A 22,422-nucleotide genomic window follows, 5' to 3' on the forward strand; every position below is an offset into this window, starting at 1 on the left:
AGAAAAGAACTAGCAATTTGCTAGTTCTAACATAACATTTACTTTTTAAACATTCCACCAACGTTTGGTCCTACATTTGGTCCGAATGGGCTCACATTTGGTCCTACATTTGGTCCGAATGGAGATACTTGCGGGCCATGGCCACATGGTCCACAAGCTCCGCCAAATCCGCCAAATCCACCGACTCCGCCAGGTCCACCGAATCCACCGAATCCACCAGGTCCGCCAGGTCCGCCGAATCCGCCAACTCCACCGACTCCACCAGGTCCACCAGGTCCGCCGAATCCTGGATCAACAGGGTCTACAACATTCACATTTGAAGTCGTTTGTGGGAATAAATGTTGATTTTTAATTTGTTGATGGTGAACATGCGTTGTATGAGTTGGGTGAATATGCGGTACCACCGTTGTGGAAAAAGTATGTGTTACACATTGCTTTGTCGGATGAACGACAGGAGGCGTTGTGCAAACAGGTCCAACAGGCTTATGTCCCCCAAAACAAGGATGACAAGGATGCATAGTTTTTTTCTCTCCTCTCTCATTAAAAAAATCTGACTACACTTTACAATATGAGAAAGGAGTAAAAGCCGCTTGTTATATATACCTATTTATTTAATGGAAATTCGTCTATATGATAGCCACTTAAATATGATAACTTGGACACACAACTATCATCCTTTAGCAAAAAAGCCTCCAACTTGTTTTACAATCCCAGTGACTTGATTCATCGCATTCATCATTTGACCAGCTGTATTCATCATTTTATTCACATCGTAGTTACCATCTGCCGTCTTAAATTGAGATACGAAACTAGAAAATTGACTTGGCTGTTGCTTTTGTTTGTTCATCGTTGGATACGGTTGAAAAGGCTGTTTCGGTGGGTAAAACATTGACGGCTGATTCATAAAGGATTGTGGTTGCTGTGGTGCATAAGATTGTTGATTCATATAAGACTGTGGTTGCTGTGGTGCATAAGATTGTTGATTCATATAAGACTGTGGTTGCTGATTCATAAAGGATACTTCAAATGGCTGATAATAATTCATTTGATTTCCATAATAAGGTGTAAATGGGTGCATATTATAGCGTAAATACGGATCTTCATTATATTGATAAAAATCTGGTTGTGTGTAAGAGTTTATGTGCTGATATACATTAGATTGCTGAAACATGCATTCTCCCCCCTCTAACTAAGTTTCTACATATAGAATATGTACCTATAAAATAAAATGTGTAACCTTATAAATGTCTGTTTTTGTCGGAAGTTTAAATTTTTAAAAAAATTAGAAAGTAAACCTTTTCATGTTACGATAGTAGAGAAGAAGATTCTCATGGGGGAGGAATCAACATGATATTAGGGGATTTAAAACAAGCTTTCGCTCAAAAAAAGGGTTACTCTACAAAGGATATGAATGAGTTGCTTGACTTTGCTAGACATCACTATTTAGAAGGGAAAATCTGCCTCTCAGAATATCGGGTATTAATACGTGAATTAGAAATAAATGGGGCAAAACCCACACATACAACTGTAGAATCATAAAAACAAGAGGGTTTCCCCTCTTGTCACTTACATTGTTCTACTATATTTTGCAACGTATATAAAATCGCCTGATGTGTTTCATAAAATCGCTTACCTTTTCCCTTATTTACAAAACATTGCAGTGCATTATTTTGTAAATTTTCATATACTTGGTCAATTTGTTGCACATGTATATACTTAGGTTTCTCATGCTTTATCCATTGATAAGCTAATTCTTTCCACACTTCTAACTCCTGATCAACCATATCCACAAAAGGCTTCATATCTTGATAAAAATCAAACTCTTTCTCTTCTCTTTTTTTTATAATTGTTTCATCATTGTACTGTATTAATTTTATTGAAGACTGCATTAATGTTCCATAATCCAATTTATTTCCACCCTCTTACGCGCTTACTATGACGTTTTGAAACGTTTGGAGCCAACTTCCTTTTTCTTCGTGATGTAATAATTTATCCTCCATATGTTGAATGTACATTTCTGTTATTTCTACTTTATTGCATATATTTTCACGTTTATCTTTTAAAGAATGATTAACTCTAAGTGAAACATTCATTTCCAGCAAATCAAGAGCACTTAACATTTGATCCATTTTTTTCATTACATTTTCCTTCTGAACCATCGCCATTTATAAAACGCCTCCTTCTTTGCTTTTCCTTTGTCATGTTATTTCGACGATTCACTTATCACTCCTGCATGACTGACAAAACTAGTTGATATTCGGCAAAGAAATCGGTTTGTATGAGTTTTATAGAAATGGTAACAATACAAAAGGGAGGTGTTTACCATGGCTAAAAATAAAAACGAGAAAAAGAAAAAACAAAACAAACAACAAAATAAACCTGAAACTGGAAATCCGAAGCTAGATGGTCCGAATTTTCCTGCTACATAAAGTGAAACTTTAATCGGTGGAGGTCTTCCCTTCTCACCTAGCTTCCTTAATTTCTCTTACATTTCAATTGAAACTGTATAAAAAACGTCGATTCATTCATGTAATCAATTAGTCCCGCCTTCCTATAAAAGGGCGGGACATTTTCTTATTATATCATGAAGTCATTACTCTTTTGAAAAAAGCGATTCAATGTGGAATAAATATGCACTTGATGTTGTTTTTGTAGAAACCATTCTGTAATATCAACTTCTTCTTTCGGTTCCTCGAACAAAAACAACGCCTCAGTATCCGTTTTTTTATGAAACCAATCTTTCTCTAAGCTATTTTGATGCAGAACAATTGAAAAAGCATCCCTTAACCGCGGTGTATCTTTCTCTTTTGGAATTGTAAAATACTGCTCGTAATCCATTCTTGACCCTGTAGGGAATGTTCGCAAGGAAAAATCATAAAATAACCCTTCATATTCAGGATGAAATAATAACCACGCCAAATTTTTCCCCAGTTCTATACGTTTTTGTAGCTTTTCAAATTGATAAACCGAAAAGCCATACAGGTTCCCTTTTGTTGTCGGGAAAATTACAGCATTAAAATGAAAGAGTTCTTGAAATTTAAACGGTAAGGTTTGAAATACGTGTTTTTGAAAATATGGGTGTTCAATAATCGGTTTTTGAATCTTATTTTGTTCATTAATAATAAGTGCTGTAATAAGACGTGTGAGATCTCTTTTATTCCAAAAATCTTTCCATTCCTTCTCCATAAAAATAGATACGTTAAAAAACTGTAATAAATGAAAAAGGGGTCTAGTCATTTTCTTACTGTACTCGTATAACAACAATTGTGGGTATGCATCTGAAAAAATAAGCCAATTTGCACTTTCATAAGTAAGGAAGAGTTGCTTTCTCATTCTTTCAGATAAAATATTCTGATAGTATCTTCCTGCTAAATCTGTCATATTCCACCCAGAATTTCTCGAAACCATACTCGCCAAAAATGACCACTGGATTTCTTTATTTCTCAAGTAATATTCTTGATAAGTATGTGTACGTGAAATATTATCTATATTTGCTAGAGCTGTCTGCTGTTTAATATGCGCTATTAAGTGTTTCTCTTCTATTGTACAAGAAACCCCACTGCGCTCTCTATTTATTTCCTCGTACTCATTCTGCATAAGCATACATGAATCACCACATCTCTCTTGAAAAAAATCGCATCTTTTTTGTTTTTTTTGATATAATCACCTTTGTAAGTAATTCTAGATAAGTTGGAGTGGACAAACTATGACCATTCGTTATCCAAACGGAAAAAGGTATAATCAAGCATTACAACCTCAAAAAACACAATTTAAAAAACATACTTATGGCAATAGAGGTATGTCTCTTGAAGAGGAACTAAATGAAACAAATCAATATTATTTAGCCCATAATATTGCATGCGTACATAAAAAACCCACCCCTCTTCAAATTGTAAAAGTGGATTACCCCGCTCGAAGTGCTGCAGTTGTGAAAGAAGCTTATTTTAAACAGCCTTCTACAACGGACTACAACGGTGTATACAAAGGAAAATACATTGACTTCGAAGCGAAAGAAACAAAAAATAAAACAAGTTTTCCACTGCAAAATTTTCATCTTCATCAAATTAAGCATATGGAACAAGTAATAGCTCATAATGGAATTGCATTTGTTATTATTAAATTTACGCTTTATGATGAATTTTATTTACTCGATGCAAAACATGTCATTTCATTTTGGAATCGCCAAGATGCTGGTGGACGCAAATCGATTAAGAAACAAGAAATCGAAGAGCATGGATACTTGTTATCATGCGGTTATCACCCTCGAATTGATTATATTCGTGTACTAGACATGGCTTATTTTTCGTGATAGAGTCAACAATAAGGCTCTTTTTTCGACTTTTGGGGAGAAAATGAAAGGTAGGAGAAAGTATAATGTCAGAAAATTATCGTTCTCGTACAGAACGAAAACATGCACAACATCAACAACAAGAAAAAAAACAAACGGAGAAACCAAAGAAAAAAGGTTCCTTTTTCAAGAAATTTTTAATTGGTTGCCTACTTCTTGGCACTGTTGGTCTTATAGCTGGGGTTTCCGCTTTTTTTGTAATGGTAAAAGATGCTCCAAAGCTAGATAAAGCAAAACTTGTCAATCCGCTATCAACTAAATTTTATGATAAAGACAAGAACTTCTTTTATGAATATGGTGCCGAAAAGCGAACGAATATCACTTACGATCAAGTTCCAAAAGTGGTAGAAAGTGCATTCCTAGCGACCGAAGATGCTCGATTCTATCAACATAATGGAATCGACTTTAAACGTACAGGAAAAGCAATTCTTGAAAATGTTACAGATGGTTTTGGTTCTCAAGGTGGTAGTACAATTACCCAACAGGTAATTAAAAACTATTTTCTAACGATGGAAAAAACATCAAAACGTAAAGTACAGGAATGGTATTTAGCTTATAAATTGGAGCAACAATATTCCAAACATGAAATTTTAGAAATGTACTTAAACAAAATCAACCTTGGTAATCGCTCTTATGGGGTTGCAACAGCAGCAAGCAACTATTATGGAAAAGAGTTAAAGGATCTAAAATTACACGAAGCAGCAATGCTCGCGGGCTTACCACAAGGTCCAAATATTTACGATCCGACAAAAAAAGAAAATATTGATCGAGCAACAAAACGTCGTAACGTTGTATTAACATTAATGAATCGACATGGCTTTATTTCAAAACAAGAAATGGATGAAGCAATAAAAATCCCTGTAACAGAAGGACTTCTTCCATCTAAAGAAGTAACCGAAATGCCTTATCAAGCCTTTTTAGACGCAGTTGTAAAAGAAATCGAGAAAGAAATGCCAGATGTAAATATTGGATCTGACGGATTACAGATTTATACAACACTTGATACAAAAGCGCAAGAATATGCTGAAAATATAATGGATGGTGACATTATTAGCTATCCAAACGATCAATTCCAAGGCTCTTTCGTATTTATGGATACAACAAATGGTGAAGTCCGTGCAATTGGTGCAGGACGTAAAGAAAGCAAAACAACATTTAAAGGACATAATATGGCCATTGATTTAAAACGACAAGTTGGTTCTACAATGAAGCCAATTTTTGATTACGGTCCAGCTATTGAGTATATGCAGTGGTCAACATATCATCAGTTAAACGACTCAGAATATACATACTCAAACGGTAAAAAGATTCGAAACGCTACAAACAGTTATAAAGGTGACGTTTCCATGCGTGAAGCATTGAAGAAATCTTTAAATATTCCTGCTTTAAAAACCGCTCAAGCAGTCGGCTTAAATAAATCAAAAGAATTTGCCGAAGGACTTGGTATGACATTCAAGAATGGTGAAGTATATGAGTCAACTGCAATTGGTAGTAATGACAGTTCTCCATTAGATGTAGCCGGCGCATATGCAGCATTTGGTAATGATGGTGTTTACAATAAACCTCATTTCGTAACAAAAGTTGTCTTTCCTGATGGAAAAGAGAAAGACTTTAAACCAAAAGAAAAGCGAGTAATGAAAGATTACACAGCATACATGATTACTGATATTCTTCGTGATGTTGTAAAACCAGGTTCTGGTGGAACAGGTCCAACAGCATATGTTCCAGGATTCGATGTTGCTGGTAAAACAGGAACCCAAAACTACGATGCGTCAGTAATAAAAAAATACGATATCCCAGCGGATGCCAACAGAGATAGTTGGTTTGCAGGATATACACCACAATATACAATGGCTGTATGGACAGGTTATGAAAAAGATAGCTCCGAAAACTATATAGGCGATAAATCAACAAGAATCGCTCAACAAATGTTTAAAGTAATGATGAGTAAATTTGCTACAGATAGATCTCGTTTTGAACAGCCTTCTTCTGTAGAACGTTTAAATGAAGAACTCTATGTAAAAGGTACGAAAAAGGATGCTGTTAAGCAAATCAAAGTAGATCCACCAACTGGTGTAACACCATCCTATGATGCGGCCTCTAATACGATTACACTAAGCTGGTCTGGTCCTTCAGATGCTTCCGCCTACACTGCAAGTTATAAAGCAAACGATGGTTCTAGTGGTAGCCTATCCGTGAGCGGTACAAGTGCTACACTAGGCGGTGTGAAACCAGGTGTAACTTACAGCTTCTCAGTAGTAGCGAAAAAAGGAACAGGTACAAGTAATGCGGCTGGCGTATCCTTCACTGTTCCTGGTGAGAGCGAAGAAGCGAAGAAGAAAGCTGAGGACGAAGCGAAGAAAAAGGCTGAAGAAGAGGCTAAGAAAAAACAAGATGAACAGAAAAAATTAGAAGAAGCCCAGAAAAAAGCTGAGGACGAAGCTAAAAAGCAGCAAGATGAACAGAAAAAATTAGAAGAAGCCCAGAAGAAAGCTGAGGACGAAGCTAAAAAGCAACAAGATGAACAGAAAAAATTAGAAGAGGCCCAGAAAAAAGCTGAAGAAGAAGCTAAGAAAAAGGCTGAAGAAGAAGCTAAGAAAAAGGCTGAAGAAGAAGCTAAGAAAGAGGCTGAGGAAGAAGCCAACAAACAAAAACCAGATCAACCAGACCAGCCAGCAGGTGGAGATGTTCCTCCAACAGAAAATGTTAATCCAATATCATAATATAAAAAAGAAGTCACCTTTCTCTATCGAGACGGTGACTTCTTTTTTATGATAATTTTTTTTGCATACAGCTTTTCTATTTCTACATACAACTGTGCCAATTGAATATAGGAATGATAATGATTTGGTTGCTCTATAATAAATGAATAACGTTCCATAAAGTTAATCGGTTTTATCTGTAGCTCATCAATATTGTTTTTAATATCCTTTAACCCTGATACTGGTTGTCCATTTAACCAATATAAAATCGATAATAAATGAGCTGCAAAGTGAATCATTGGCTTTCTTGCTTCTTTTCGCTTTCGATTCCGAAAAAATATCGAGATATCCTCTTTTTTGTCTTTCCATATATCTAATACAGCCGGAATACTCATTTCTATTTCATTCCATGGCTCATATTGTTTTTCTATATCAAATAAGAAATAATGGCCTTCTAACAATTGTACAAAAGATTGATCTGTATGATATATAATCTTGTCTATATCCCCTTCAAAAAAGGGAATACATCGAAACTCATCCGGTATTTGTACGACTTGTTCCATCTTTTTTACTTCCCCTTCATTCTCTTCTTGCCTTCGCGGCACACTTCTAGTAGCCGACATTCTTCACATTGCGGCCGCTGTGCTTTACAATGATAACGTCCAAAGAAAATCAGCCGGTGATGCGTAACTCCCCACTCTTCCATTGGCACTTTCTTCATTAATGTTTTCTCTACCTCTAGAACGGAATCTTTCCAACGGCAAAAAGCCAAGCGTTTACTTACCCGTTCCACATGTGTATCAACAGCGATAGCTGGGATGCCAAATGCTACAGAAACAACTACATTTGCAGTTTTTCTACCGACTCCTGGTAGTTTTGTTAATTCATCACGATCTTGTGGTACCTCTCCATTATAGTCTTCAAGCAACATTCGACATAACTTTTGAATATTTTTCGCTTTGTTTCGGTACAATCCAATTGAACGAATATCTTGTTGCAACTCTTCTAAAGACACATTTAAATAATCTTCAGGTGTCTTATATTTTTGAAATAAACTTTTCGTTACTTTATTTACAAGGACATCTGTACATTGTGCAGATAATGCAACCGCAATTACAAGTTCAAATGGATTGTCATGATTTAATTCACAATGTGCTTCTGGATACATTTCTGCCATTGTATCTAAACAATAACGAATTTGTGTCTTGTTTAACATACCTTTCCTCCTATATCACTGCTCTAACCAATTATAAAAGGGCACTTTCCCTGTATATTTTGTCTCTTGTTTTGTTATCTGCTGCGAGCGTTGTTGATTTGCCCTAAATTTCCGTCCTTGATCTTGCGCTTGATCAACCGTCTTAATTCCATTCTTTTTCCACTCAAAGAGAATACGATCAATATATCGAAAATTAAGTTTCCCACTCATTACAGATTCTCGAAGAGCTGCTTGAATTAAATTCGGATGATGTTGATCTTGATCTTGCCACATCGCTAATGTTTCACATTCAAAAGGCGATAATGGTCTCCCAAATTCCCGTTCAAAAATTGTATATAAATTTACTTGAAGTTTCTTTTGTTCTTCTTTCTCTTCTTCTATTGTTTCATTCATTAAAAAATGCAAGATTTTTTCCCAAAGTGGTTGTAATGAATAACTTTCGCACATCATCGCTTCAGATTTTTGACTACCTTCTAATGCTAAAAAGCCTTTTTGAATTAAAACTTGAATGATCTCCATACATTTCATTTCTGATATTGTCATTCGTTCTGCAATTTCTGAAGGAGTTGGAAAAGAATTGCCCGATTCTAGAAAAGTATGCACATGGAGTACAACCATAAATTCCATCTCATTTAAGCCTAATTTTTTATAATGCATCATAAGCAATTTTGGAATTGCGATGCTGCCTTGTTCAAACCATTGTAACATCATTTTTTTCTTCATGACCATACACCTCGCTCTCTAGTATAACACACCTATTATGATTTCCTTTTACCACAATTCGTCAAAAAACCTCCCTATAGATAGGGAGGTCATCTTCATTTGTTCAAAGTAACTTACGTGGTAAAAATGAAAGCAATTAGCTTTTTAAGCCTGTACTTTACTTCTCATAAACGTATTAATTCGCTCTAACGCTTTCTCTAATTGTTCAAGAGATGTCGCATAGGATAAACGAGCATTGTTTGGAGCACCAAATCCTGTTCCTGGAACAAGAGCTACTTTCTCTTCTTCTAACAACGCTTTTGCCCATTCATCAACTGTTTCGTATCCGGCTAATGCTACAGCTTCTTTTACGTTCGGGAATAAATAAAACGCACCTTGTGGTTTAATACAAGTGAAACCAGGAATTTGAATTAATTTATCATAAATAATGTTTAATCGTTCTTCGAATGCTTGACGCATCATTTCTACAGGCTCTTGTGACCCCGCATATGCAGCAATTGCACCGTATTGAGCAATTGAAGTAGGGTTTGACGTACTATGACTCGCTAAGTTCGTCATCGCTTTAATAAGCTGCTTATTTCCTGCTGCATAGCCAATGCGCCATCCTGTCATAGAATGTGATTTAGATACACCATTAATAATAAGAGTTTGTTCTTTTAATGCATTAGAAAGCTGAGCAATTGAAGTATATTCCACGCCACCATAAACTAATTTCTCATAAATTTCATCAGAAACGATTAAAATGTCGTGTTCTAGACATACTTCCCCAAGCTGTTGTAATTCTTCTTTGCTGTAAATCATCCCTGTTGGATTGCTCGGTGAATTAATAATAACAGCTTTCGTGTTCTCCGTAATTGCTCCGCGTAGCTGCTCTGGCGTAATTTTATACTGGTTGTCTTCTAAGCCTTCTACATAAACTGGCTTACCACCAGCAAGCTTTACTTGCTCAGGATAACTTACCCAATAAGGAGTTGGAATAATAACTTCATCTCCTTCATCAAGTAACACTTGGAATAATGTATAAAGTGCATGCTTCGCACCATTACATACAATAATTTCAGCCCCATCATACGCTAATCCTTGATCGCGAGTAAATTTCTTCGCAATTTCTTGTTTTAATGTTGCTAATCCACCAGTTGGTGTATATTTCGTATGTCCTTCTAACATTGCTTGATGTGCAGCATCCATAATATGCTCTGGCGTATTAAAGTCAGGCTCTCCTGCCCCTAATCCAATTACATCATGGCCTTCAGCTTTTAATGCTTGTGCCTTTGCTGTAATTTCTAAAGTTGAAGACGGTGTTAAAGCAGCTACTCGCTTTGCTAATTTCATTTGTGGTTTCCCCCTGTATCTATTTTTCAATGCTGTAATATCCAGCATATTTCCCATCTTGAAATTCTAGATAATAATACGTATAACGATCTTCTTGATCAATATATGTAATTTCCCACAACGGAACATCGTTTTCAGCACCTAATTTTACCTTTACCAATTCTTTTGGCTTGCGTTCCCCAGCCACAATTTGTAAGGCTTTCTTTTCAGAAATGCCCTCGTTCTTTTTACGTACTAGAACATTCCCTTTTTTCTCAGGTACCCAAACAATGATTTGTTCTCCTTTTTCATCTACACCTTGTACGACTGCATATGAAGATTTTCCGTTATAATAATCAACAGTTTTTACCTTTGTAAGCTTTGCTTTTTCTTTTGCAATTTCTACAACTTTTGACTCTTTCGGAATTTTCTTTTCCATTGTCGCATTATAAACATGCACCCCATATAATACAATGGCAACGATAACGATAATGATGGCAAAGATCCACTTTTTCATTGTATCACTACGTTCTGTATATCGTAAATACTGCTGTTTCTTTTTCGTTTTCGTCTAATGCCAACCCGAACATGAGGTCCTGTTCTTTTAAAGTGCGGTTCAAACTATCAACAATTTTATATAAGTCAGACGAATATTTAATACGCGTCGTTGATAGCACTTCGATTTTCTTCTCCATGAAAACTCCTCCGTTACACAAAAATTTCTAATTATAGAAGAACGCAATGCGGTTACAATAAGAGTACATTCTTTACAACCCCTGCTTCATCACCCATCTATTATAGCAGGACATGTTCAGCAAAAAAAGGTTTCAAATTGAAAACCGAAACATTTGTATACAAGAAGTAAGAAAAAATAAATTTCCTCCTACCCACATTTCATGCCTGAAGTACGTCGTACTTCAGGCATATTTTTTCTCACTCACTTTTTCCGTTTTATTCTTCTAAGTGATCCAACAGTTCTTCTAACGGTCCTTCATAAAGAGGAACATTTGGAATAGACTGCATAAATCTTTTTCCGTAGAAAGAGTTGGTTAAACGACGATCTAACACAAACACCGTTCCAGTATCCGTCATTGTACGAATTAATCGACCAAACCCTTGCTTAAAGCGAAGAATCGCTTGCGGAAGTGCCAGCTTTGTAAATACATCTTCTCCTTTATTTTTCAGCCATTCACTTTTGGCTTCCAGCATCGGCTGATGAGGCGGTGTAAATGGTAACCGAACAATAACGAGACAGCTTAATGCATCTCCAGGAATATCAATACCTTCCCAGAAACTACTTGTTCCTAACAAAATAGCTTTATCAAACTCTTGAAATTTCCGAACTAAACGACTCCGACTACGATTATGAACACTTTGTGTTAGTAATACAAATCCCTCTAATTCATCTGCTTGTTTTAAGTGTGTATATGTTTCCTTTAACATTTCATAGGATGTAAATAAAACGAGCATTCGCCCATTTGTTGCTTTAGCAATCTTCATAATATGATGTGATATTTCCCTTATATACACATCCTCGCTTACTTGCTTAATAAGCGGAACATCAGTAGGAACCATTAACTTTACTTGTTCCTCATAACGAAACGGCGATGGAACTGTTAATGTATCTGGTGCAAAGTCATGTAATCCAAGTTGTTCCTGCATATAATCAAATGTATTATTAACAGTTAACGTCGCCGAAGTAAAAATAACGCTTCGCTTTTTTGTTAAAAACTCATCCGCAAATCTTTCTCCTATATGGACAGGTTGTGCATATAGCACAGTAGAATGAATTGTACCTTTCGTTTCCGTTTCCATCCATGTCACATACGCTGTTTTTTCTAATATAAGCAGCTGCAATGAATCGACCATTTTGCGCAATAATTCAATCAGATGCAAAAATTCACCTGTAACAACATGCATCTCCCATTCGATTTTACTTTGTAATAAATCCCCCTGTTGCTCTAGCACAGTAAGTATTTTTCTCAATTCGTATACAAAGCGATTTGTTAACTCGACTATACTTCTCCATAGCTTTCCATCCTCTTGATCCGCGTTATATCGATAAATAAGCGGCATATTATTTGCCCCTTGTTCTTGCTTTGTTTGCTGAAATATAAATGTACGTAACATTTGAAATAATTCATCCGCATCGAATTTGATTTCCTTCAGCCTATGACTCACCATTCGAAAAGTTGAACGCGATGAAATTTGTGATTTTTTCATTAATTCATACACCTTCGATAGCAGATCATCCGTTTCTAACGTACCAAAGCGCGATAAAATCAATTGAAAGTACATGCATGAAAACTGCTCTCCAAGTGTCCTAGTCGCTGTTTCTTCAATGTGATGAGCTTCATCAAAAATAATATGTTCACATGATGCTAAAAGTGGATCTTCACTAACAAAGTCTTGAAATAGTAATGCATGATTTGTAATAACAATATCTGCAAATAACGCTTTATTTTTTGCCCGTTGATAAAAACAGCGGCTAAACCAGTTGCTTTGCATGCCACCTGGGCTATATGTATCACTACAAATACGATCCCACAGTAACTTCCCGCCTTCTGGAATATTCAGCTCGTCACGATCGCCAGTCTCCGTTTGCAGTAACCATACTAAAATTTTTGCTTTCGTAAGCGCAGCATCATAGTTCTTCTCTTCTTCTTGCAATGCATATTCAAATTTATGTAAGCAAAGGTAGTGTTTTCTTCCTTTTAAGAGAGCCACTTCGAATGGAAATGGTAATATACTTTGCAATAAAGGAATTTCATTTTCAATCATTTGTTGTTGTAGCTGTACTGTTTGCGTACTAATAACAACCGTCTCTTCTTTTTTCTTTGCAAAATAAATACTTGGAAGCAAATAAGCCAGTGTCTTCCCTGTACCTGTTCCTGCTTCAATTAATGAAAAACGAGAATCTCTTAACGCTGTATATATTTCCTTCATCATTCGCTGTTGACTTTCTCTTTTTTCAAAAGTTGGCATCTTTAGCTCAAGTTGCTCCATTGACTTGTGTAAAAATGCATCAAATTTAGATGAACAATCATCACCAATTACTAATGAATAATTTCGTTTTCGAAGCGCAATATTTCGATATACTTCATATTCCTCTGCACCTTCTGTACCAAGCATCACTTTATTTAAAATATTTTCTGAAATGATATTCGCTATATCACTTTGGAATACATCGCTTAGCTCATATAAAGATTGTAATGTGACAAGCGGTAGTTTTTCTAATTGATTTAGAAATTGTAAAAATAATTCTGCTGTCACAAGAGCATCGCTATCCGCACGATGCGGTTGATCATGTTCCAATTCATGTTTTTTTGCTAAATCACGCAATTTATAGCTATCAGCTGTCGGCAATAAAATTTGTGCCAATTCAACCGTATCAATTTTTGGACAGTTTACTTCTCCATATCCAGCCTGTTTTAATTCTTCTTTCAAAAAATTCCAATCAAAGTGAACGTTATGTGCAACAAAATAAGCACCATGTAATAGTTCGGCTACCATCGGCGCTACATCGCAAAATAGCGGGGCTTGTTTCACGAGATTTTCATCAATCCCTGTTAGTTCTGTAATAAATGGGGGAATCTCTCTCTTCGGGTTAACAAAAGACGAAAAAATTTCCAATATCTCTCCATCTTCTACTACAACAGCTGCAATTTGTGTAATTCTGTCCTTCCCATCTTTCCAGGAGTTCCCTGTCGTTTCTAAATCAACAACGACATAACGCTTACTCATATGTAACACCTCAATTTCTTACCCTTTCAAACAACAAAAATTCATATATTGTTACTATACCACGTTTTATATCATCTTAATGAAAAGATGTACAAAATGAAATGATTTCGTTCCAAAATAAAAAAGCTATCCCATAAGGAATAGCCTTTCTGCTTATAAAACTGTACCTGCTTTTTCAGCACCTAACATTTCAATAATTTGATTGTTATCATCTAACACCGCAATTTTTGGTACTTGTTTATATACTTCTTCTGCCGCTACGAGACCGTAACAAATAATAATCACTTTATCTCCAGGTTGCACAAGCCTTGCAGCTGCACCATTTAAACAAACAACGCCGCTACCACGTTCTCCTTTAATCACGTACGTTTCTAAGCGTGCTCCATTATTATTATTTACAATTTGTACTTTTTCATTTTCTACAATCTCCACTGCGTCCATTAAATCTTCATCAATAGTAATACTACCTACATAATTTAAATTTGCTTCCGTTACGGTCGCGCGGTGTAACTTTGCTCTCATCATTGTGCGAAACATAGATGTCTCCCCCTTATTTAACCGTTAATGTTATATTGTCAATTAATCGCGCATTCTCAAATTTAACCGCAATCGCAAGAATAATTCTCCCTCGAATTGTTTCTAATTCTGTTAAAGTTGGATACGCATATATGTCTGCATAGTCAACAATGCCATTTGTATGTTTTTCAATGTATTCTTTCACTAGGCTTGTAACAACTTGTGGATTACGTTCTCCCTCTTCAATTTGTTTTTTCGCTATACATAAACTACGATATAAATGCGGTGCTTCCTCACGTTCTTGTTCTGACAAGTATACATTGCGAGAGCTTCTTGCTACTCCATCCTCTTCCCTTACGATATCGACGGGTACAATTGTAATCGGTATATTAAAATCACTTACAAATCCTTCTATAACAGCTACTTGCTGTGCATCTTTCATACCAAAGTAAGCACGAGTTGGCATTGTAATATTAAATAGCTTCATCAATACAGTCGCAACACCTGCAAAATGAACTGGTCGTTGCTTGCCGCATAATACGTCTGTACGCTTTACAACTTCAACCTTTGTTGTCTGCTCTGCAGGATACATTTCTTCTACGCTCGGATAAAATAAATAATCAACACCGGCTTCTTTTGCTACTTTCTCATCCCTCTCAATGTCTCGGGGATAGCGATCTAAATCTTCATTTGGTCCAAATTGTAATGGATTTACAAATACGCTTAAAATAACGACTTCATTTTCTTCCCTTGCTTGACGTAATAAAGTTGCATGCCCCTCATGTAAGTATCCCATCGTTGGAACAAAACCGATTTTTTTATCACTTGCACGAATTTCTTTAGCGATTTGCTGCATCTCTTGCACTGTTGTTACAATTTTCATCACTGTTTCCCTCCGTATAATGCGAGGCACTCTTCTTCTTTCATTGTGAATGAATGTTTCTCTTCTGGAAATTGTCCTGCTTTTACTTCAGCAACATATTGTGAAATTCCGCGTACAATTTCTTCTTGAATTGACGTATATTGTTTCACAAATTTTGGAACACGCTTCACTCCATACGAAATGAGATCATGATAAACAAGTACTTGACCATCTACTTTACGACCTGCACCAATACCGATTGTAGGGATTGTCAGCTGCTGTGATACAAGCTCTGCTAGTTGCATTGGTACGCATTCTAAAACGATTGCCATTGCACCAGCCTCTTCACATTTCTTAGCATCTTCTAACAGTTTCTTTGCACTTTCAGCATCTTTTCCTTGCACTTTATAGCCACCTAATACGCCTACAGATTGAGGTGTTAAACCAAGATGGGATACAACAGGAATTCCTGCATTCGTTAAGAAGTGAATGATTGATACTACCTCATCCGCTCCTTCTACTTTCACTGCGTGCGCTCCGCTCTCTTGTACAATGCGGCGTGCATTATGCATCGTCTCTGACAGTGATACATGATAAGACATAAACGGCATATCTGTTACAATAAAAGTTTCCTTCGCTCCGCGGCGCACTGCTTTCGTATGATGAATCATATCCTCTACCGTTACAGGAACTGTGGAATTATATCCAAGTACAACCATCCCAAGAGAATCCCCAACTAAAATCATATCGACTTCAGCTTCTTCTGCTAACTTAGCAGATGGATAATCATACGCAGTAAGCATCGTAATTGGCTCACCTTTCTCTTTCATTTTCAAAAAATCTGTTGTCGTTTTCAAAAACTACTCCTCCTTTATTCAGGAGAGAGGAGATGGCCGAAATCATATAAAAAACCCATCTGACCAAAAAAGGGCAGATGGGTTGTGTTAGTCGGCAAAATTCATCCCTCTGTCCCAGTCCGTTGTTGGATCAAGGCAGAATCCAAATTATTTTTCTTCATTGCTTGAAATGATGGTGCAGTTCGCTCTGATACTGCCCATATTCGAACTAATTATAGCAAACTAAGAAATAAAATTGCTACATTTTTTTGAAAAAATAATTTTCTATTCCATTACAGTATGTGAAATTTTAAATATAGCAACGAATATAACTCTGTAATATCAACATTTCTATTCTAGCTATCATCCAATGTACAAATAAAAAGAAGCTCCCAAATAGGAACTTCCCTTTACTTAATTTCTATATCAGCAGAATGAATATGATGAATTTGGCCTTTATGGTCTTCTAACATAAGTACACCATCTGCTGTAATTCCTTTTGCTATACCTGTAATCGTATCTTTCATCGTTCGAGCTGTAATTTCTTTCCCGATACTTATCGCATAACTTTCCCATAAAAGCTTAATAACTGAAAAGCCATTCTTTACATATTCTTGATATAGCTTTTCCATTTGTAAAAAGATCTGTTGCATAAGCTCCGCTCGAACAATTGGTTTTCCTGATTCAATTGCTAAAGATGTAGCAATTTGTTTAATCTCATCCGCAAAATGTTCTTGTCCTTGGTTAGCGTTAATTCCAATTCCCATAATAACAGCGTTAATTTTATCAGGATCAGCCTGCATCTCTGTTAAAATACCAACAGCCTTTTTCCCCTCAATTAAAATATCATTGGGCCATTTAATTCCAACGTTTACACCTGTACATTTCTCAATTGCTTGCGCTACACTAACAGCTGCTAATAATGTAAGCTGAGGTGCATGATGAACTGGAATAGATGGACGTAAAATAATACTCATCCAAATTCCTGTCCCTTTTGGCGAATGCCATTTTCTACTTAAACGCCCGCGCCCCGCTGTTTGTTCTTCTGCAACTACAATTGTTCCTTCAGCTGCCCCTTCATACGCAAGTTTTGCCGCAATATGCTGCGTAGATTCAACAGATTCCTCAAAATACACAGTTCTTCCTATAAATTCTGTTTGTAAGCCTAACTGAATTTCATTCGCCGTTACTTTATCTGGCTTACTCGCAATTCGGTACCCTAGGCGACGCACAGCTTCAAGTTCGTATCCTTCACTCCGCAGGTCTTCCATATGTTTCCAAACAGCTGTTCTTGAACAGCCGAGCTTATCACTAATTATTTGACCAGATACAAATTCGCCATCTGCTTCAGAAAAAACTTGTAATAATTGTTTTCTTATAGTAGATTGCATCCCTGTAGCCACTCCCTTATTTTCTCTTTCTCATTTTCTAATTGTTCTTGTAAAATTTCTTCTTCAATCCTTTGCAACACTTCTGCCACCCACGGTCCTGGCGTTTTTTCTGTCCAACTTAATAAATCATTACCGCTTACATTCATTTCTTGACGATTCTGAATGGGTAATGAGTGAAATAACGTCTGCACTTGATCTACTGAAGACATATTATAATTCTCTATAATTGTTTGATATACTCTTTCTGCCATTAGGGCAACTTGAATACCTGTTTTATATAGAAAAACTGCATCCCATGACTTTGTTTTTCTAGAACGAATTGCTAATATAACAGCGACAATATCTTTTATTTTTTTATTTGAAAATTTCCATTGACGTAAGAAAACTGATGGATGTTCTTCTCCGATACAATATAGGAAAAATGCCCATGCCTCGATATCCGTTTCAAAATAATCCCAGTTATATTGCGCAGCTTTTAAAATTCTCTCTTCCGACATTTGTAAATATGGTAAGTGCGTAAATAGTTTCGTCTCTACTAACTTTTGAAGCCCCTTTACACAATATGTACCTGTTAACAGCTTTTCAAACTCAACTGTAATTCTTTCAATCGCTATATGTTCTAGTAAATGTCCATATTTTCCGATCGCATACTTCGTTTTTTCCTCTAAAGAAAATCCTAATGTGCTAACAAAGCGAATACCACGCATCATACGTAGTGCATCTTCTTGAAAGCGATCCGCGGCATTCCCAACTGTTGCAATTTCTTGTTTACGAATTGCCTCTTGCCCCGCAAATAAATCAATGATTTCTCCTTCTTCATTCATCGCAATCGCATTCATAGTAAAATCTCGTCGTTTTAAATCTTCCTCTAATGAACGAACAAACTGAACACTACTTGGTCTGCGAAAATCTTCATAATCACTCTCTGTTCGAAATGTTGTCACTTCATACGGAACGCCTTCTTGGACAACAATAACCGTACCGTGTTCAAGACCAACAGGGACATGTCTTGGGAATAAATGCATCACCTCTTCTGGAAGAGCTGATGTTGCAATATCAATATCACCAATTGGTCTATTAATAATGAAATCACGCACACTTCCGCCAACAAAATATGCCTCATGCCCATGTTGTTTTAATGTCTCAATAATTGCTCCAGCTTGTTTAAATCGTTTCATCTTTGTCATCCCTTAGTATGTCATAATAAATCGCCTCATATTGCGAAACGATTTTTTCTGAACGAAATTGCTCATATACAGCTTCCATCGCTTGCTCTGCCATATTTCGATGAATCTCTTCATTCTTAAGCAGTTGTATCGCTTGTTTTGCTATCCCTAGCGTATCACCGACTTCGCATATATAGCCTGTTTCACCATGTTTAATAACCTCTGGAATGCCCCCAACCCGTGTTCCAATGCATGGCACACCACAAGCCATTGCTTCTAGTAAAACAAGACCAAAGCTTTCTTTTTCTGATAAAAGCAACATTAAATCACTCATGGCAAGAAGCTCTGCAACATTATCCTGTTTTCCTAAAAACAAAACATGTTCTTCAATATGTAAACCCTTCACCAGTTGTAAAATTGTACAGAACTCTGGCCCATCACCAACAAGTAGTAATTTCGCATCCACTTCCTTTACAATTTTAGAAAATGCCTGGACAACATCCTGTACACGCTTGACCTTGCGGAAGTTCGAAATATGAATCAGTATTTTTTCATTTTCACATATGCCATATTCTTTCTTTAGTTGTGACATATCTCTCTTAAAATAGACACGCTCATCGATAAAATTATATACTGTCTGAATTTCTTTATTTGGCTTTACAAGTTCATTCGTTTCTTGAATTAACGAATGAGATACAGCCGTAACAACATCTGATTGTTCAATACCAAATCGTATTAAATTATTTAGAGAAGGATCTGATCCAAGTACAGTAATGTCCGTTCCATGTAACGTTGTAACTATCTTAATATTGTCTCCAATCATTTGTTTCGCTAAATATGCACAAATTGCATGCGGTATTGCATAATGCACATGTAAAATATCAAGGTTTTCTCTCTGTGCCACCTCTGCCATTTTACTTGCTAATGCTAAATCGTAAGGTGGATATTGAAAGACAGAATATTGATTTACTGTTACTTCATGAAAATAAATGTTTGGATATACTTTATTTAATCGGAATGGAACGCCCGATGTAATAAAGTGGATTTCATGACCTCGTTCAGCTAGTTGCTTTCCAAGTTCCGTTCCCACAACTCCAGAACCACCCACAGAAGGATAACATGTAATACCTATTTTCAATTTCATTTACATCCTCCTATTAAATCAGCATGTAATAAAACTGGCTTCTTACTCATAAATCCTTCGGCATACGTAACCCCAACTTCTTTTCCAAACATTTTCTCACGAGCGATTACCGTTTCAACATACCCTTCCGTTAAAGGTGTCTTCACGCCATCACTTCCAGTTGTAAACTGACTTTCATACGCTTCTAGTGCTGCCACCTTTTCAGAAAGCTGTTCACTAATATCTATACAGAAATCCGGTTTATGAAAACCATTAATCATATAATAATAAAAAGATTGTACACGATGCGGTGGAATTTCTGGCATATATTTACGAACACCTGCTGAAAATATAGCTTCTTCCACAAGTTTTGCACAATTCGCATGATCTGGGTGACGATCTTCATAATATGGTGCAAAAATTAGCGTTGGCTTATATGTACGAATAATCTTTACGATTTCACGTATATATTCTTCTTTCATATACAAACCACGGTCCGGCATTGCTAAATTAATTCGCTTTTCAACTCCCATAATACGAGCAGCTTCCTGCGCTTCTTCTTTTCTTAATTCCACCGTTCCGTTTGAAGATAAATCAGCTTCTGTCAAATCACAAATGCTAACTTTATATCCTTGGTTCGTATATTTTACAATGGTGCCTGCCATGCCGATTTCAACATCATCGGCATGAGCACCAAACGCTAATATATGTAATCCGCTCATAATTGTTCCCCTCATTTTCTTAACTTTCGGTAGTCTAAATCTCCCCGATTTAATGCATGCATTAACATTTCAGCACTTGCCATGTTCGTTGCAAGCGGAATCGCATACACATCACATAAACGAAGCAATGCATTTACATCTGGTTCATGCGGTTGTGCTGTTAACGGATCACGGAAGAAAATTACCATGTCTAAATCATTTTTTGCAATCATTGCACCAATCTCTTGGTCACCACCAAGAGGACCAGATTGATATCTTGTAACCGCTAAACCTGTCGCTTCCATAATACGAAGCCCTGTTGTTCCCGTTGCAAAAAGTTCATGTTGTTCAAAAATTGGTTTATATGCGTATGCAAACGAAACCATATCATCTTTCTTTTTGTCATGTGCGATTAAGGCAATTTTCATCCGTTGTCTCTCCCTTAGTCAATGATATTCTCTAAACCGTATACAAGATGATCAAGATTCATTACTGTTTCGATAGATAATTTTACTCCAGACATAAATGAAGCTCGATTGAATGAGTCATGACGAACTGTTAACATTTGTCCATCTCCACCAAACAATACTTCTTGATGCGCGATAAGCCCTGGTAAACGCACACTATGAATATGAATACCATCTACATTTGCACCACGTGCTCCTTTTAATTGTTCCGTTTCGTTCGGATGGCCTTGTTGTTTTGGTTCACGGTTTTGACGAATTAAATCTACTGTTTTTACAGCTGTACCTGATGGTGCATCTAATTTTTGATCGTGATGTAATTCGATCACTTCAACATCTTGGAAATATTTCGCTGCCATTTGAGAAAACTTCATCATAAGTACTGCACCAATTGCAAAGTTTGGAGCAATAATGGTACCTACCTGTTTATTTTTCGCAGTGTCTGTTAAATGCTGAAGTTCTTCTTCTGTAAACCCTGTCGTACCAATAACAGAACGAAGACCATGTTCAACAGCAAGTGTAACATGTTTTTTTCCGATTTCTGGTGTCGTTAAATCTAACAATACATCCGCATCTACTTCATTTAAACAAGTATGTAAATCCGCATAGATTGGAGCATCTAATGCAGGCATTCCAGGAAGATTGGAAATTTTTTCACCACCATGCTTATAATCCACTGCTGCTACTAATTTAAAATGTGGTGTTCTTTCCATAAGAAGGACTGCCTCATGCCCCATACGTCCTCTTGGCCCTGCAATAATTACTTTAATATTTTTCATTATTTTTTCTCTCCCTCGTCAATACGTGTCCAGCGATCTTTATCACGTGTATTAAATTTATTCATCACAATGTTATGCGCTGTTTCTAAATCAATATGTAAGCTATTTGCCATGCAAATCATAACAAATAATACATCTCCAAGTTCTTCTTCAATTGTTCGTTCTTTTTCAGTCGTTTTCTTCGGCTTCTCACCATAGTAGTGATTCACTTCCCTTGCAAGTTCACCCATCTCTTCTGTTAAACGAGCCATCATTGCAAGTGGACTGAAATAACCTTCTTTAAATTGACTAATATATGCATCTACTTCTTTCTGCATATCTTTCATCGTTTTTTGTTCCATGTTGTTCACCTCTAATCCTTCCTCTTTCATGTTAGCCAATTCATCGCGATTTGACAAATATTATTCCACTTTCATCCCTATTTGCCACGTTTTTTTGGATAGACTATAATAAAGTGAAACTTTCTTTTGCATTGTTTTTTTGCAAAAGATTAGTTGAACCAATCGGGCTCTTACGGCTGGTCCGCCCTTTCTTCTTGGC

General features: G+C 36.5%; 25 protein-coding genes. 3 read left to right on the forward strand and 22 right to left on the reverse strand.

What is annotated here, in order from left to right:
- Positions 1–38 precede the first annotated feature (38 nt).
- Both Y7E_RS0117005 and Y7E_RS0117010 read right to left on the reverse strand, forming a co-directional pair.
- Positions 39–518, reverse strand: a complete 480-nt coding sequence (locus Y7E_RS0117005; RefSeq protein WP_017152475.1) for a CotD family spore coat protein — start codon at positions 516–518, stop codon at positions 39–41.
- A gap of 152 nt (positions 519–670) precedes the next feature.
- Positions 671–1,171, reverse strand: coding sequence for a YppG family protein (locus tag Y7E_RS0117010; RefSeq protein WP_017152476.1), 501 nt, complete (start codon positions 1,169–1,171; stop codon positions 671–673).
- A gap of 176 nt (positions 1,172–1,347) precedes the next feature.
- Here Y7E_RS0117010 and Y7E_RS0117015 point away from each other — a divergent pair, with 176 nt between their 5' ends.
- Positions 1,348–1,539 carry a YppF family protein gene (locus tag Y7E_RS0117015; RefSeq protein WP_017152477.1) on the forward strand — a complete coding sequence of 64 codons (192 nt, stop codon included), beginning with the start codon at positions 1,348–1,350 and terminating at the stop codon, positions 1,537–1,539.
- Between the two features lie 23 nt (positions 1,540–1,562).
- Here Y7E_RS0117015 and Y7E_RS0117020 read toward each other — a convergent pair whose 3' ends face one another.
- The 3 genes from Y7E_RS0117020 to Y7E_RS0117035 all read right to left on the reverse strand — a co-directional run bounded on the left by Y7E_RS0117020 (position 1,563) and on the right by Y7E_RS0117035 (position 3,603).
- On the reverse strand, positions 1,563–1,889 hold the full coding sequence (locus tag Y7E_RS0117020; protein WP_371388868.1) for a YppE family protein: 327 nt from the start codon (positions 1,887–1,889) through the stop codon (positions 1,563–1,565).
- A 33-nt stretch (positions 1,890–1,922) separates the two neighbouring features.
- Positions 1,923–2,165 (reverse strand): hypothetical protein, encoded by a 243-nt coding sequence (locus Y7E_RS0117025; protein WP_017152479.1) that lies wholly within the window; start codon positions 2,163–2,165, stop codon positions 1,923–1,925.
- Between the two features lie 412 nt (positions 2,166–2,577).
- The gene (locus Y7E_RS0117035) at positions 2,578–3,603 is read right to left on the reverse strand and encodes a DUF2515 domain-containing protein (RefSeq protein WP_017152480.1); all 1,026 of its coding nucleotides are present in this window, start codon (positions 3,601–3,603) and stop codon (positions 2,578–2,580) included.
- Between the two features lie 103 nt (positions 3,604–3,706).
- Between Y7E_RS0117035 and recU the strand changes: the two genes are divergently transcribed.
- On the forward strand, positions 3,707–4,309 hold the full coding sequence (recU, locus tag Y7E_RS0117040) for a Holliday junction resolvase RecU (protein WP_017152481.1): 603 nt from the start codon (positions 3,707–3,709) through the stop codon (positions 4,307–4,309).
- Between the two features lie 65 nt (positions 4,310–4,374).
- Positions 4,375–7,071 carry a PBP1A family penicillin-binding protein gene (locus Y7E_RS0117045; RefSeq protein ID WP_017152482.1) on the forward strand — a complete coding sequence of 899 codons (2,697 nt, stop codon included), beginning with the start codon at positions 4,375–4,377 and terminating at the stop codon, positions 7,069–7,071.
- A gap of 23 nt (positions 7,072–7,094) precedes the next feature.
- Here Y7E_RS0117045 and Y7E_RS0117050 read toward each other — a convergent pair whose 3' ends face one another.
- The 17 genes from Y7E_RS0117050 to Y7E_RS0117130 form a co-directional block, all read right to left on the reverse strand.
- Positions 7,095–7,613 (reverse strand): YpoC family protein, encoded by a 519-nt coding sequence (locus Y7E_RS0117050; RefSeq protein WP_017152483.1) that lies wholly within the window; start codon positions 7,611–7,613, stop codon positions 7,095–7,097.
- 5 nt (positions 7,614–7,618) lie between these two features.
- The gene (gene nth / locus Y7E_RS0117055) at positions 7,619–8,266 is read right to left on the reverse strand and encodes an endonuclease III (RefSeq protein ID WP_017152484.1); all 648 of its coding nucleotides are present in this window, start codon (positions 8,264–8,266) and stop codon (positions 7,619–7,621) included.
- A gap of 15 nt (positions 8,267–8,281) precedes the next feature.
- On the reverse strand, positions 8,282–8,989 hold the full coding sequence (gene dnaD, locus Y7E_RS0117060; RefSeq protein WP_017152485.1) for a DNA replication protein DnaD: 708 nt from the start codon (positions 8,987–8,989) through the stop codon (positions 8,282–8,284).
- A gap of 144 nt (positions 8,990–9,133) precedes the next feature.
- Positions 9,134–10,321 (reverse strand): aspartate transaminase AspB, encoded by a 1,188-nt coding sequence (gene aspB / locus Y7E_RS0117065; protein WP_017152486.1) that lies wholly within the window; start codon positions 10,319–10,321, stop codon positions 9,134–9,136.
- Between the two features lie 19 nt (positions 10,322–10,340).
- Positions 10,341–10,817 (reverse strand): cell wall elongation regulator TseB-like domain-containing protein, encoded by a 477-nt coding sequence (locus Y7E_RS0117070; protein ID WP_017152487.1) that lies wholly within the window; start codon positions 10,815–10,817, stop codon positions 10,341–10,343.
- 7 nt (positions 10,818–10,824) lie between these two features.
- Positions 10,825–10,995: a YpmA family protein gene (locus tag Y7E_RS31000; RefSeq protein WP_000412180.1), complete on the reverse strand. Its 171-nt coding sequence runs from the start codon at positions 10,993–10,995 to the stop codon at positions 10,825–10,827.
- A gap of 256 nt (positions 10,996–11,251) precedes the next feature.
- On the reverse strand, positions 11,252–14,044 hold the full coding sequence (dinG, locus tag Y7E_RS0117080; RefSeq protein WP_017152488.1) for an ATP-dependent DNA helicase DinG: 2,793 nt from the start codon (positions 14,042–14,044) through the stop codon (positions 11,252–11,254).
- Positions 14,045–14,197: 153 nt separating this feature from the next.
- Positions 14,198–14,581, reverse strand: a complete 384-nt coding sequence (gene panD / locus Y7E_RS0117085; protein ID WP_017152489.1) for an aspartate 1-decarboxylase — start codon at positions 14,579–14,581, stop codon at positions 14,198–14,200.
- 13 nt (positions 14,582–14,594) lie between these two features.
- Positions 14,595–15,443 carry a pantoate--beta-alanine ligase gene (gene panC, locus Y7E_RS0117090; RefSeq protein WP_017152490.1) on the reverse strand — a complete coding sequence of 283 codons (849 nt, stop codon included), beginning with the start codon at positions 15,441–15,443 and terminating at the stop codon, positions 14,595–14,597.
- Positions 15,443–16,279: a 3-methyl-2-oxobutanoate hydroxymethyltransferase gene (gene panB, locus Y7E_RS0117095; protein WP_017152491.1), complete on the reverse strand. Its 837-nt coding sequence runs from the start codon at positions 16,277–16,279 to the stop codon at positions 15,443–15,445. The genes panC and panB overlap by 1 nt, the downstream gene beginning before the upstream one ends.
- A 389-nt stretch (positions 16,280–16,668) precedes the next feature.
- Positions 16,669–17,649 (reverse strand): biotin--[acetyl-CoA-carboxylase] ligase, encoded by a 981-nt coding sequence (locus Y7E_RS0117100; RefSeq protein ID WP_017152492.1) that lies wholly within the window; start codon positions 17,647–17,649, stop codon positions 16,669–16,671.
- On the reverse strand, positions 17,634–18,827 hold the full coding sequence (locus tag Y7E_RS0117105; RefSeq protein WP_017152493.1) for a CCA tRNA nucleotidyltransferase: 1,194 nt from the start codon (positions 18,825–18,827) through the stop codon (positions 17,634–17,636). Before Y7E_RS0117105 ends, Y7E_RS0117100 begins: the two co-directional genes overlap by 16 nt.
- Complete coding sequence (bshA, locus tag Y7E_RS0117110) at positions 18,814–19,959, reverse strand: N-acetyl-alpha-D-glucosaminyl L-malate synthase BshA (RefSeq protein WP_017152494.1); 1,146 nt, start codon at positions 19,957–19,959, stop codon at positions 18,814–18,816. Before bshA ends, Y7E_RS0117105 begins: the two co-directional genes overlap by 14 nt.
- On the reverse strand, positions 19,956–20,660 hold the full coding sequence (bshB1, locus tag Y7E_RS0117115; protein WP_017152495.1) for a bacillithiol biosynthesis deacetylase BshB1: 705 nt from the start codon (positions 20,658–20,660) through the stop codon (positions 19,956–19,958). The genes bshA and bshB1 overlap by 4 nt, the downstream gene beginning before the upstream one ends.
- 11 nt (positions 20,661–20,671) lie before the next feature.
- Positions 20,672–21,067, reverse strand: a complete 396-nt coding sequence (mgsA, locus tag Y7E_RS0117120) for a methylglyoxal synthase (RefSeq protein ID WP_017152496.1) — start codon at positions 21,065–21,067, stop codon at positions 20,672–20,674.
- 14 nt (positions 21,068–21,081) lie between these two features.
- The gene (gene dapB, locus Y7E_RS0117125; RefSeq protein WP_017152497.1) at positions 21,082–21,882 is read right to left on the reverse strand and encodes a 4-hydroxy-tetrahydrodipicolinate reductase; all 801 of its coding nucleotides are present in this window, start codon (positions 21,880–21,882) and stop codon (positions 21,082–21,084) included.
- Entirely contained in the window at positions 21,882–22,223 is a 342-nt protein-coding gene (locus Y7E_RS0117130; RefSeq protein WP_051128673.1) for a nucleotide pyrophosphohydrolase, read from the reverse strand. The genes dapB and Y7E_RS0117130 overlap by 1 nt, the downstream gene beginning before the upstream one ends.
- Positions 22,224–22,422: the final 199 nt, after the last annotated feature.

Source organism: Bacillus bingmayongensis (assembly GCF_000299035.1).
Taxonomy (GTDB): Bacteria; Bacillota; Bacilli; order Bacillales; family Bacillaceae_G; genus Bacillus_A; species Bacillus_A bingmayongensis.